At 60.8% G+C, this 12,121-nt stretch carries 8 protein-coding genes; 3 read left to right on the top strand and 5 right to left on the bottom strand.

What is annotated here, in order from left to right; translation table 11 throughout:
* Nucleotides 1–100: 100 nt before the first annotated feature.
* The 3 genes from tssM to tagH all read right to left on the bottom strand — a co-directional run bounded on the left by tssM (nt 101) and on the right by tagH (nt 6,547).
* Entirely contained in the window at nt 101–3,658 is a 3,558-nt protein-coding gene (tssM, locus tag ASD99_RS14465; RefSeq protein ID WP_057144122.1) for a type VI secretion system membrane subunit TssM, read from the bottom strand.
* A 22-nt stretch (nt 3,659–3,680) separates the two neighbouring features.
* Nucleotides 3,681–5,192, bottom strand: coding sequence for a type VI secretion system protein TssL, long form (tssL, locus tag ASD99_RS14460; RefSeq protein WP_057144041.1), 1,512 nt, complete (start codon nt 5,190–5,192; stop codon nt 3,681–3,683).
* Nucleotides 5,193–5,494: 302 nt separating this feature from the next.
* The gene (tagH, locus tag ASD99_RS14455) at nt 5,495–6,547 is read right to left on the bottom strand and encodes a type VI secretion system-associated FHA domain protein TagH (RefSeq protein WP_057144040.1); all 1,053 of its coding nucleotides are present in this window, start codon (nt 6,545–6,547) and stop codon (nt 5,495–5,497) included.
* Between the two features lie 262 nt (nt 6,548–6,809).
* On the opposite strand from tagH, the gene ASD99_RS14450 reads away from it, so the two are divergent.
* The 3 genes from ASD99_RS14450 to ASD99_RS14440 are packed head-to-tail and all read left to right on the top strand — an operon-like array spanning nt 6,810 to nt 10,666.
* Nucleotides 6,810–9,137, top strand: a complete 2,328-nt coding sequence (locus ASD99_RS14450) for a type VI secretion system Vgr family protein (protein ID WP_057144039.1) — start codon at nt 6,810–6,812, stop codon at nt 9,135–9,137.
* A 9-nt stretch (nt 9,138–9,146) separates the two neighbouring features.
* Nucleotides 9,147–9,575 (top strand): DUF6484 domain-containing protein, encoded by a 429-nt coding sequence (locus ASD99_RS14445; protein ID WP_057144038.1) that lies wholly within the window; start codon nt 9,147–9,149, stop codon nt 9,573–9,575.
* Nucleotides 9,575–10,666, top strand: coding sequence for a HEAT repeat domain-containing protein (locus ASD99_RS14440; protein WP_057144037.1), 1,092 nt, complete (start codon nt 9,575–9,577; stop codon nt 10,664–10,666). Before ASD99_RS14445 ends, ASD99_RS14440 begins: the two co-directional genes overlap by 1 nt.
* 27 nt (nt 10,667–10,693) lie before the next feature.
* Here ASD99_RS14440 and ASD99_RS14435 read toward each other — a convergent pair whose 3' ends face one another.
* Together ASD99_RS14435 and ASD99_RS14430 are read right to left on the bottom strand one after the other, a co-directional pair.
* Nucleotides 10,694–11,608: a type VI immunity family protein gene (locus tag ASD99_RS14435; RefSeq protein ID WP_057144036.1), complete on the bottom strand. Its 915-nt coding sequence runs from the start codon at nt 11,606–11,608 to the stop codon at nt 10,694–10,696.
* Nucleotides 11,605–12,114, bottom strand: coding sequence for an SMI1/KNR4 family protein (locus ASD99_RS14430; protein WP_156388981.1), 510 nt, complete (start codon nt 12,112–12,114; stop codon nt 11,605–11,607). Before ASD99_RS14430 ends, ASD99_RS14435 begins: the two co-directional genes overlap by 4 nt.
* Nucleotides 12,115–12,121 lie beyond the last annotated feature (7 nt).

The raw sequence follows: 12,121 nt of genomic DNA, 5'->3' as shown, positions 1-12,121 counted from the left end.
CCACTTTGCCACAGGCTCGAACATTAGAGTATCTAAATTAAGGTCCGGGCGCCGGAGGCTCATGCAAGGTGTCACCGCATTGAAAAGCTCGAAGTCCATCTCAAAACGCCTTCGGACAGTTGAATCCGGAAAGTGCGGAAAGGAAGAAGGGGCCGGGGCCTGAACCAGTCTGGATCGTATAGGTGACGTCGCGCCCGCCGATCACGAAGCGCGCTTCGACGTTGCTGCCGTTGCTGGTGACGGTCGCCTTGTCCAGCAGCCGCTTCAGCGCCCACGGCCCTTCGAACTTGATGGCGGATTCGCGGCCTGGCATTTCCGGCGTCAGGCTCAGGCTGGCGGAGCCGAAGGCCGTGCCGCTCGGCCAACTCACGGTGCTTGGCGCGTTGCTCGCCTGGTTGCTCTGGACGGTCTGGCCGTCGACATCGAGCACCGCCGCATCGGCATCGCCATGCAGGGAGAACGGCGTGAAGGTCACGCTGACCGAGGGCACCGAGCCGCCCTGGGGAAAAAAGGCGTTGCGGATTTCGGCCGCCAACTGGAAGTCTTTCAGCGTCGACTTCGACAGGTCGCGCCCGAAGCGCGCGTCCTGTTTCCAGCTCCAGTCCTGACCGGTCATGTCGATCAGCGATGCGAGGTTCTGTGCGAAGAACCGGTCCATCAGCCCGCCCGGAGCGAACAATTTCGCGAAATCCGCCATCGCGATGTCCTCGGTACCATTGCCGGCGAAAGGATAACGGCCGTTGACTGCCGCCTCGCAGGGCTGTGTGACCGTCTGGTCGAGCATCTGGTTCAAATTTGCCACCGAGGTCTCGGTGACGTTGCCTTCAAACTCGTCCGCCGTCGCATTGACCATCCGGCCGAGTTGCTTGGGCAGTCGCGAGACATTGGCGCGAAGGGTGGCGATCTGGAGCTGCAGGTTTGCGTTGACGCGTTCAGTCTGGGAAGGCACGTCGGCCGCCATTTGCAGGCTCTGGTAGATATCGCGAAAATTCTGGGTCAAGGCATCGATCGGGCGGTGTCCGGCAGGACCGCTCACCAGCGCCTGGAACGACCTGAATTGCGCTTCGATGTTGGCCCCGGGATTCTGGTTTTGCGCGCTTACGGATCCTGTGCCGGCACGGCTTTGCGATTTTCCGGTGGCGATTTGTATGCCGATGCGAGCCAGACCCTTGGCCATGCTTGCGGCGTCCTGTGACTGGCCCGTGCCGCCTTCAACCCCGGTGCCTGAGCCCTTGCCTGAAGCAGCGTCCCGCGCCAGAGCTGTTTCGTCGGCGATCGCCGTAAACAGCTGTTCGATCGGCGAGGTTGGCGAGGCGGCGGCGGAAAGCGCGATATAGTGCGGCTTGTCCTTCAGCATCGCTTTGAACTTCAAGCCGTCGAGAACACTGTTCCACGCCGTGGCGAACTCCTTCCCATAGCGATCGAGAAGTTCGGGGCCGAGCTTGGGCAACTCCTGATCGATACCGCCTTGCTCGCCGCCGCCACCGAGCACCCACTGGTCGTCGACGAGCGTCTGGGCAATGCGCGAGAGTTGCCCGAGATAGAAGGTGTTGAAGCCGGCATGGGTATAGAGGCCGGGAACACGAAGGCCTGACAGATCGCCGCCATCGACACGCTCGAACAGCAGCTGCGCTTCCGGGCCGCTTTTCAGGGAAACAGAAAAATCATCCAGCGCTGCCGAGTATACCGCGGATTTGACCAAAGCGGAGGCACGGTCGGCAAGGCTCATGCGCCCGAGCGACCGTTGAGCGGCTTCGACGAGCGGTTGGTTGAGATCGAAAACCGGATCATAGGCATCGTCCAACGCAAGCATGGCGTGCAGGTGCTTTTCGAGCTGCTCGCGTCCTTCGCGGTTGTTTTCACCTGGATACCGGTTCTGCTCCCAATCCTGCTTCATCCAGGAAAGGATCAACGCGTCGTCGACCTTCGGCGCCTTGCCGCCAAGCATCAGATAGATTTTCAACGGCTCGTAGAGCGCGGCGGGATCAGCCATCCTGGCCTGGATCGTCCGCTCGGCCTGGATCAGCAGGCGCGATCGGAACATTCGTTCCAGCGCTTGCCGGTAAGCGGTCTTGGACGCCGAAAGAAGTCTCTCCCGTTGGCTGAGGCCGAACGTCTCCTCGATCGGTGTCGGCACGTTACTGGTCTCGAATCCAGCCGGTAGATTGCGCAACTGGTCGAGCGGACCAATGACGTTTTCGAGGTCGACATCGGTGACCTCGGTGCTTTTGAGCAGCGCGTCCGCCGTCTGGCGATACTGGCTCATGGCCTGCGTGGTGGAAGCGATCAGTGACCTGTTGGCTGTGAAGCTCAGGGCCAGGGTGCCGAGGGCGGCCGCCGCGATCAACGCGATGGCGCCAAGGCCGGCGAATCTGGCGATCGCCGCACGTCTTACGGCTATTTTGTCATACGAAACCCATCCGGATTCGGCAAAAATGACGTCCGTCAGCAGATCGTGCAAGAAGAAGCTTTTGCCGGTTCCGGAAAGATGGGCGCGGGGGTTACTGCCGAAATTGCGGCCGATCGCGCCTAACACCTGATCGATTGGCGTTCCCTCTTGCGTGCCTGAAGAAAAATAGAGTCCACGCAGGCTGACATTCACCTGGCTGCGGGTCGGATCGAACAAGCTGGCGATGAAATTCGTAATTCGCTCCTTCAGCGCGCCAAACTGCGCCGGAAAGCCAAAGACGGATATGCGCGCGACCGGATCGGCCTCTTCCTGAAGGCGGTCAGGCATCTCCTCTGCCAGGCGTCTTGCCAGTGCATCGAATTCGGCCGGAGCCTCGGCGGCCATATTCTTGTTGCGATCCGTCGTCTGGAACGTCGCGCCCCAGACCTTGCGCCGGCGTGACTCGTCGAAGCCGCCGAAGTAATCCATGAACCCGGAAACCAGGTCGGCCTTGGTGAACAGCAGATACACCGGAAACTGGATTTTCAGCGTCTCATAGATTTCCCGCAGACGACTGCGTATCTCCACGACGTGAGCGTCAAGCTGCTGATCGTCGAGGCTGATGAGATCGGCAAGGCTGATGGACAGGATAACGCCGTTTATCGGTTGCCGTGTGCGGGCTCTCTTGAGCAGCGACAAGAAGGCGAGCCAGCTCTTCTTGTCGCTCTCGGCATTGGAATCCTGCGTTGTGTAGCGTCCGGCGGTGTCGATCAGGACGGCCTGGTCGGTAAACCACCAGTCGCAGGAGCGTGTTCCGCCAACGCCCGCAACTGGCTGGGCATCACCCGAACCGGCCAGCGGAAAATTCAGACCCGAATTGACCAGCGCCGTTGTCTTGCCGGCGCCGGGCGGGCCTATGACCACGTACCAGGGGATCTCATAGAGGAAATTGCGCTTGCCGCTCGACCGCTTGAGCGCCGCCACGGCCTCATTCATGCGGGCTTCGAGCACCCGAGAGTCGTCATCGCGGTGGTCATTGTGTACGACCACGGTTTCGAGCTCTTTTTGCGCTTTTCTTGCTTGCCAGAAACGCAGGCCATAGAAAAGCGCGAGCGCTGCCACGATCGCACCGATGATAGTCGCGCGCAGCCAGGCAGGTCCAAGAGGACGGGTGTCGGCGAAGCGGATCAAGGGTCCGGCAAACCACACTGCCGCCGCAAAGCCGGCCAGCGCGATCATGCTGAATATCCGCAGCAGCCAACGCGTCATCGGCGCTTCCAACCAGCCGTGCTCACAATGTTTCCTCCTTGGCGATCATCACATCGACACGGCGGTTCTTGGCGCGGCCTTCCGGCGTCGCATTGTCGGCGATTGGCTCGTCCTCGCCCTTGCCGTCGACCGTCAGTCGCGAAGGATCGCTGAACTTCGGTGCCATCATTGTTTCGACAGCCTTCGCCCTGGCGACGGAAAGATCGAAGTTGGACTTGAACGGGCTCGATTTCCGCGGCTTCACATTGTCCGTATGGCCGACAATCCTGATTGGTCCGCGCTCGGGTTCCAGGGCCGCGGCGATATCGGCGGCAATGGGCTGGAACTCCGGCTTCGCCTCGGCCCTGCCGGACTGGAACAGCAGGAGATTGTTGATTTCGACCACGATGAAGTCGCCCTTCGTGCCGATGGTCAGCCCGCCGCCTTCGACTTCCTTGGCCAGTGCCGAACGGATGCGGTCGATCTGCGTGGTTGTGGCGGCGGGTGGGACGACTTTCGCCGGCTCCGCCAATGGGGCCACGCTGGCCCGTTCGATGGCGATCGGCGTCGATGGGTTGAGCGCCAGCAATTCACCGGCGGCGGCGTCTCCTTCGTTGGTGATGAAGACCCGAAGTGCGAAGAATGCAGCAGTCAGCAGCGCCGACGCGGCTGCCGCAACGACCCAGAGCGGCACGCGTGTCGACGACTGCATCATGGTCGACGCCAGGCCCTGCCAGCGGGGCGAGATGTCCGCGTCCGCGCGTGCCCTGAAATAGCGAAGCGTTTCGTAGACGTCGCGCCGAACACGTTCGAGATTGGTATCTTCGCGTGTCAGGCCTCGATATTGGCCCTCGAACCCCAGCGACAGGCAGACATGCATCAGTTCGAGCAGATCGTAATGTGCCTCGGGACTGGCCAGGACCTTGTTCAGCGCTTCGAAGAAGCCTGTGCCGCTGGGCTCGACGTGAAAGAACTGCGACAGCATGCTGTGCCGCGCCCAAGCGTCTTTCCGTGGCCAAGGCAGGTTGCCGATCAGATCGTCAGCGGTTTCGCAGAGGACATATTTCGCAATCCGCGCATCCTCTTCGGCAACACCTGATTTCTCCAGGGCCCTGTCGAACCTATCAATCGCCTCGGCGACATGTTCGGCCAACGGCTCGGCCTGTCTCTCGACGGCGATAAGCCTGAGTTGGCCCAACAGCATCAGCAACGGTGCGGCCGCGGCAAGGATCGGGTTTGTCGCGGAATATCTGACACTGTCCGTGGCATTGAGCAGGGTCTGCTGCCGCAGAGCTGACGCCGGCGCCGCCGCGGAAGCGCCGCCTCCTACAGCAACGGAAGGAGCTCCTTGATAAATCACGGTCCCGGATGTCCAGCCCGGCGGTGTATGCCGGCCGACGCCGGGATCGAACACTGTCGAATCCTTGATCTGCGAGGTCTGCCCGCCATCCGCGACGGGCTCCTGAGCGACTGGCGCCGGTTTTCGCTCGCGCCGTGGAGGAGCGCGAATGACGGTCTTGCCCGCCGGGCCGAAAGGATCGTCTTTCGAGCTCATGGCCGATCGTCCGTGCAGGCGGTGTGCCCGCTACTGGGCGACGCAGACGCAAAACGGTTTCTCGTCGGGTGGAGGAAATGCAATCTCTGCCGACCCTGGCAATGCCCGGAGGAAGGTCGGCTATATCTTACTATCCCGCCGAAAGATGACATTTGCCGCAGACCCCCAGGTCGATCAGCCTTACCCGCTTAGCGAAGTGTCGTATGTGATCGTAATCGCAGAAACTCTCGATTGGAACCGGATGCCGCGCACCGAAGAGGTTTTCTTCGTCGACTTCAGCACCGCATCCCCTTTGGACCGGTCTATTTTTGCTTGTCTGCCTTGGCATAGGCTTCGCTGAAATAGGCCAGGAATATGTCCAGCATGCCGTTCTCGTGGGCTTCCTCCATGGTTCGCCAAGTCGAAACAAAAGCGTCCCAGGCCTGACTTTTCTTCGACGAGAACGACGTCGGCGGGAGTTTCCTTCCGATCGCTTCGGGAGACAGGTCGTCAAGCAGCCGCGACAGCGCGGCTTGCATGGCGGCATAGGTGGCGAATTCGTGCGTCTTGAGATCGCGGAATGCATCTTCGATGCTGCGCCTGGCATCAAGATAGCCGGCCCTGCGACGGGCGAACATGATTTCCAGGATGTCGTCGGTTCCCGGAACGAACTTCAGGGGATTGTTGTCGGCGGCGCTGATCATCGTTCGTTGTGTGCTCTTGGCCAGCATTTTCGCGGCCGCGCGCGCTTTCAAAAGCATGGCCAGCTCCTCGACCACTGTGCGCAGGACCGCGCCGATTTCGGCGGCAACTTCATGCAGGTCGCGCGATTGAAGCAATTCCGGCGAGATGCCGGCCGCGATCGCGATTTCCCGCAGCACCTCGTCTCTGGTAGAGGGGAGAGGCAGTTGCGACGAGAACGCCCGAGCTGGAACCCGCTGCTCGGACTGTTGCTCCGATGGAGTGAAGAACGGCTCGGCGGCGAATTCCAGCGGTCGGCCTGTCGCGGCCGGCATTTCTCGTTGTGTCGAACCGTGGCTGGGATGACCTGTCGAGGCGCGCTCGTCGTCGATCGATACGAAGAGGACATAGCGGCCGATCAGGACGCGGTCGCCATGGCTCAACCGATGCGGGACGGTCATGCGCTGGCTCGATCCGTTGATGTAGGTTCCGTTGCGCGAGACATCGTGCAACCAGAACGCGCCTGCCTCGTATCGAACCTCGCAGTGCCGGCCGGAGATGAACTTGTCCGGGTCCGGCAAGGTCCAGTCACAAGCCTCGCGTCCGATTTCGAAGCCGCGATCTCGCGCCGCGTAGCCGGTCGGGACATCCGCGGGCAAGGCGTCGATATTGTTGATTTGCAGATTGATGTACATCCAGGATCGCCGTCGAGCGCTGACCGATACCTCACCATACTAGCAGTTTGCGGGTGCGACAGGACAGCAGCGTTTCGAGCTGATGCATTGACAGGACGAGGTTCGGTGACTGTGTGTCCTCTCTGGTCAGCAGGACAATATGTGGTAGGCTCAATATGATCCGGTGTGGCGCATCCGAAAAGCTCCCGAGCGTGATTTAGTTAATATAGCGGGAACTTCAAATCCACCACGCTGGCGGCCGCGTCCAGGAGGGGCACGACCCATGCCGAACGAACGTGCCACGATCGTGCAGACGCCGATTGGTGCCGAGCTGTTGACCTTCACGCATCTTGTCGGTCGCGATGAGATCAGCCGTTGTTTGGCCTATACGGTCGGGTTCGTCAGCCCCAGCCCCGATATCGATCCGCTGAAGATGCTGGGGGGCATCGTTTCGGTCGAAGGTGAATCCGATCCGAAACGTTGGTTCAGCGGCCTTGTGTCCGAGTTTCGCTTGACCCGCATCGAGGATCGACTGGCCTACTACGAGGCGGTCGTCAGGCCATGGCTCTGGTTTCTCGGCAACACCACCGATTGCCGTATTTTCCAGAACAAGAGCGTCGTCGACATCGTCAAGGACGTTTTCAAGAAATACAGCACGGCGGAATTCGATCTGCGTCTGCAGGGATCCTACCCTCCGCGCGAATACTGCGTGCAATATGACGAGACCGATCTGGATTTCGTACAGCGGCTGCTCGAGCATGAAGGCATCCTGTATTTTTTCGAGCATGACGAGGGCAAACACACGCTTGTCCTGACCGATGCGATGAGCAAGCTGAAGCCGGCGCCGGGCTACGAGAAAGTACCCTATCACTTTGAAGGGCAGGGCTCCCGGCGCGATGTCGAATACATCACCGAATGGATCCCAGGCAGTTCGGTGCGCCCGGGCGCCTATGCCCACACCGATTATGATTTCAAGAAGCCGGGCGCCGACCTTATGGCCAGGTCGGCGCAGCCTTTCGGTCACAAGTTGGCTGCAGGCGAGAACTACCGCCAGCCCGGCGCGCATCTCGAAGTCGGCCGGGGCGACAACCTTGCCGCGATCCGGCGCGAGGAAATCCAGGCTGTCCACCAGCGCATAGCTGCGGTCGGTACCGTGCGCGGGCTGTATTCGGGCTGCACGTTCAAGTTGGATGGCTTTCCGCGCGAAGACCAGAACCAGGAGTATCTGGTGGTCAGTGCCGAATACAGGCTGTTCGATCCGGGATACAGAAGCCATGCCGACGTCGACAGCGAGAACTTCAAGGTGATCCTCGGCGTGGCGCCGACCGCCTTGCCCTATCGTCCGCCGCGGATCACACCACGACCGATCATGCGTGGGCCCCAGACGGCAACGGTGGTCGGCCCAACCGGGCAGGAAATATTCACCGACAAATACGCACGGGTGAAGGTGCAGTTCCACTGGGATCGCCTGGGCAAGAAGGACGAGAACAGCTCCTGTTTCGTGCGGGTCTCACAGACCTGGGCCGGCAGCGGCTGGGGCTTCATCCAGATACCGCGCATCGGCCAGGAGGTGATCGTCGACTTCATTGAAGGCGACCCTGACCTGCCGATTATCACCGGCCGGGTCTACAATGCCTCGCAGATGCCGCCCTATGGGCTGCCGGCCAGTGCCACGCAATCCGGCTGGAAGTCGAACTCCTCGCTCGGTGGCGGCGGCTACAACGAGCTGATGTTCGAGGACAAGGCCGGCTCCGAACTGGTCAATTTCCAGGCGCAGAAGGATCACCACCTTCTGATCAAGCATGACCGCACCAAGCTGGTGCAGCACGATCAGTCGGATCGCATCGATCACGACGCCAAGCATTCCGTCGGCCACAACCTCGACGAGGACGTCGGCAACAACAAGACGGTCAAGGTCGGCGTCGACCAGACCACCAATATCGGCAACAACGACACCGAGACGGTGGGCGTCGATCGCTCGCTGACGGTGGGGTCGAACGAGACGATCAATATCGGGTCGAACTCCACCGAGACAATCGGCGCCAATCACACCCAGACCGTCGCGATCGTCCAGACGGTGAGCGTTGGCGCGGCCCGGGTCGATTCGGTCGGAGCATCCGAAACCCGAACCGTGGGTGCGGTGCAGACCAACACCATTGGCGCCTCGCGCTCCGTTACTGTAGGCGCCGCGCAGTCCCACAGCATCGGCGCGGCCGACAGCTGGACAATCGGCGCCGGTCAAACCGTCAACATCGCCGCCGATCAGAGCGTCACCACCGGCAGCAGCCAGACTTTCAGCGTAGGCGCCGGGCGCAGCGCCAGCATCGCGGACGACGATGCCACAAGTGTCGGCGGTGCTCATTCGCTCAGCGTCGCAAAGGATAGTGGGATCAGCATTAGCCAGGATAGCTCGATCAAGGTAGGCAAGAAGCTGGTGATAGACGCAGGCGACGAAATCCTGATCCAGTGCGGCTCGGCCAAGATCATGATGAAGAAAGACGGCACAATCGGCATCGAGGGCAAGGATATTTCGGTTAAGGCGTCGGGCAAGATCAGCATCAAGGCTTCCAGCGACATTACCATGAAGGGTTCGAAGATCAGCGAGAATTGAGGTGTAGCGATGAGCGACGTTCGCGAACGCATTGACGGTGTGGTGATCGGCATCTTTCTCGGTTTCGACGATGCCGTGTCGCCGCTGGTGGTGTTTCCCGGCAATCCGGAAGAGACAGCCTTGCCGGCGCGCAGCCTGGCCGAACTGACGGCCGATATGATCGGCTCGGAGGTGGCTTTGCTGTTTCAGGAGGGCGACGCCATGAAGCCGCTGATCGTCGGCCGCATTGTCGAGCCGGCGCGCAAGACCGCCGCGCCGCAAATCATGCGCGACGGCGAGCGCGTTCGCATCATAGGCGAAGAGCGCATCGAATTGCGTTGCGGCAAGGCGACGATCCTCATGGAAAAAGATGGCCGCATCACCATTCGCGGCACATATGTCACCAGCCAGGCGAGCGCCGCCAATCGCATCCGCGGCGGCTCGATCGATCTCAATTGATGGCGGCCGAAACCCGCAATCAAAAATTGGAAGGCGCGCCGGAACGGCCAATCGTTCCAGACGTCGTCAGACAGCACGCGGAGCAGGCGGCATTCTTCTGGGCGCAGCGCAACACGCTGATGGTGGACGATCCGCCGGACCTTCATGTGGTGGCCGGCGTCGACCGCCGTCTGGAGGCCAACCTCGACGGCCTGCGTATCGCCGGGCCGGCAGCCTGGCCGTTCGTCGTTGCGGCATATGAGAACTTTCCCGAAAAGGGCGAGCTGTTCCTCTACGCATGGATGGCGATCGAGCAGAGCAACGGCCGCCGGATGGAAGAGGCGGTCGAGTTCGGCCGTCAAAGCAAGGACGACGCCCGTGGCTTGGTCGGCGCGCTGGCATGGCACAAGCCGGAAACGATCGCTCCGCTGGTGCGGGACTGGATCGGTGCCCAGGATGCGTTCAAGCGATTTCTCGGCGTGTCGGCCTGCCTCGGGCATGGCGTCGATCCAAAACAGATGCTGGCGCGGCTTGTCCGTGACCCGGATGCGCGCGTTCGTGCCGCCAGTCTGCGTCTCGCCGGAAAGCTGAAACGCGCCGATCTCGCCAAGGAAATGCCGGCGGCGCTGGAGGATGATGAGGAGCAACCGCGGTTCTGGGCTGCCTGGGCGTTGACTGAACTCGGCTCGGGCGACCTAGCCAGCTCCGAGCTGCGCAATGTGGCGGTTAGCGGCGGCCCCGATGCAATGACGGCGCTGCGCGCGGCGGTCAAGGCGGCGCCCGACAGGGATGTTCGCGCCTGGATGGGTAGTTTGCTGAAATCGCCTGAAACCGCACCGCTGGCCGTACGCGGCGCGGGTATGCTGGGCGACCGCACCCTGCTGCACTGGCTGATCCACCAGATGCGGACACCGGCCCTGGCGCCTGCCGCTGGCGGCGCACTGTTGGAACTGTTTCCGGAATCGCGCGAGGCGGATCTGTTCACCACCGATCCGAGCCAACTTGGGCAGACTTTCGAGGATCATTTCGGGGATGATGTCGCGAAAGTGCCGTTCGCTGACAAGGTCAAGGCATGGGCCAGTGCCGGCGGCTGGCTGGCGGCAGCGCCTTGACGCGGACTGCCCCAAGATCGTTGCTGCCTAGGGCAGGGAATTGTCAGTCGTAAACCTGTGTAGCCACTGCGTCGAATTCTCATCAGTCCACCGATTTCCGCCAAACGAGCCATGCTTGACGATCTGTGCCGGCAGAAGCGCTTCGGCGAGCCTTGCCTCCGGCTGGAAATCCTCACGCCGGTTGAGGTCGATGAGGGCCGCACGAGGCCGGGTCTGATACATCGCGCCTGTTGCAAACTCCTTGTAGGCATGCGCGGCCCCGCTTGCTGCGGCGTGAAGTTCTGGGAATTCCTGCAGGATCGAGGTGCCGAGCAGCGTAAGCCAGGATATGCATTTGAAACGGTTGGCGAGCCAGTTGACGGTTACGTCCTGGTTCCAGGCCTCGACGCCCCAATATCGTTGGCAGACGGAATACATGTGGTCGAAGGCTTCGACATCATCGGGCCAAGGTTGCAGCACATAGCCGCACGTTCCGCTGGTGAAAGGTGCGAGCGCCGCAACCTCCAGCACAAAGGCCTGGATTTCGTCCTGATCGTAGTCGTGTGGGAATTCGAAGCGGCAGAAGCTCGACTTGTTGGGCTCGCTTACCGGTTTGTAGCTGTGGAAGACGAACAGAAATGCGCCGAGCAATTTGTCATCGTCGAAGGCGTAGCCCCATTCCAGCGTCCGATACAAATCCGGGATGTACTCGTCGAGAAACCTGCGATGCACGCGTTCATCGAAGTCGTCGATGAACGAATCCGACCAGGTTGACAGGTACCGGCGCATTCTTTTGCCGAAGCGCGACATATAGAGGTCGTAGATGCGTCTGACGTAGACGATTTCAATCGGACGATTGAAATACAGGATGCAGATCAACTTGAGTTCCCAGCGCGGGATTTTCTCGTCAAAACGTGTTTCAGTCTTGAAGAAAGTTCCCGACGATTGCAGGCTTTGGCTCATCGCGTCAGACCCTTTCGGTCTGCCTTGTGACGGGCGATGTCTTTCTCGAGTTCGGCCTTTCGCGACTGGAGATAGGCCACGAAATCCGGATGCCTCTGGCGGATGCCGCCGGAATCGAAGTCGATGACGTCGATGTCCCCTTTCCTACCGGCCCTGAAGGCAACCGAATGCGCATCGTTGTCGGCCTGGCAGAAGATAAAGATTTCACCTTCGCGGAACATCTCCGCATCGACAAAGAGCTCGTCCATTTCGGGGTTATCGAGAATGTATCTCGTCGACAGCAGGAAAACGTTCGGCGCATCGAAATTGTCGATACCGTTATGGGTGCTCAGCAGGTTCAGGTAGTCATCTGGCAAAGGGTGGCTCCAAAGCTTTTTCAGCTTGCCGATGTCTTGCTCGCCTGCGCCCGGTTTGAAGACGGGCTTTCGGTCGATCCGGAAAAACGATCGGTGTTCGATGGCCAAGGCGGCTATCTGTTTTACGAGCGAAAGTACGTCAGTGGACATGGAGCGT

The organism is Mesorhizobium sp. Root695, from assembly GCF_001428185.1.
GTDB lineage: Bacteria > Pseudomonadota > Alphaproteobacteria > Rhizobiales > Rhizobiaceae > Mesorhizobium.
This window is presented reverse-complemented; position numbering and strand designations above follow the sequence as displayed.

Coding starts and splice junctions, on each gene's coding strand:
- tssM (WP_057144122.1), bottom strand. CDS start 3,658: ATGACGCGTTGGCTGCTGCGGATATTCAGCATGATCGCGCTGGCCGGC.
- tssL (WP_057144041.1), bottom strand. CDS start 5,192: ATGAGCTCGAAAGACGATCCTTTCGGCCCGGCGGGCAAGACCGTCATT.
- tagH (WP_057144040.1), bottom strand. CDS start 6,547: ATGTACATCAATCTGCAAATCAACAATATCGACGCCTTGCCCGCGGAT.
- ASD99_RS14450 (WP_057144039.1), top strand. CDS start 6,810: ATGCCGAACGAACGTGCCACGATCGTGCAGACGCCGATTGGTGCCGAG.
- ASD99_RS14445 (WP_057144038.1), top strand. CDS start 9,147: ATGAGCGACGTTCGCGAACGCATTGACGGTGTGGTGATCGGCATCTTT.
- ASD99_RS14440 (WP_057144037.1), top strand. CDS start 9,575: ATGGCGGCCGAAACCCGCAATCAAAAATTGGAAGGCGCGCCGGAACGG.
- ASD99_RS14435 (WP_057144036.1), bottom strand. CDS start 11,608: ATGAGCCAAAGCCTGCAATCGTCGGGAACTTTCTTCAAGACTGAAACA.
- ASD99_RS14430 (WP_156388981.1), bottom strand. CDS start 12,114: ATGTCCACTGACGTACTTTCGCTCGTAAAACAGATAGCCGCCTTGGCC.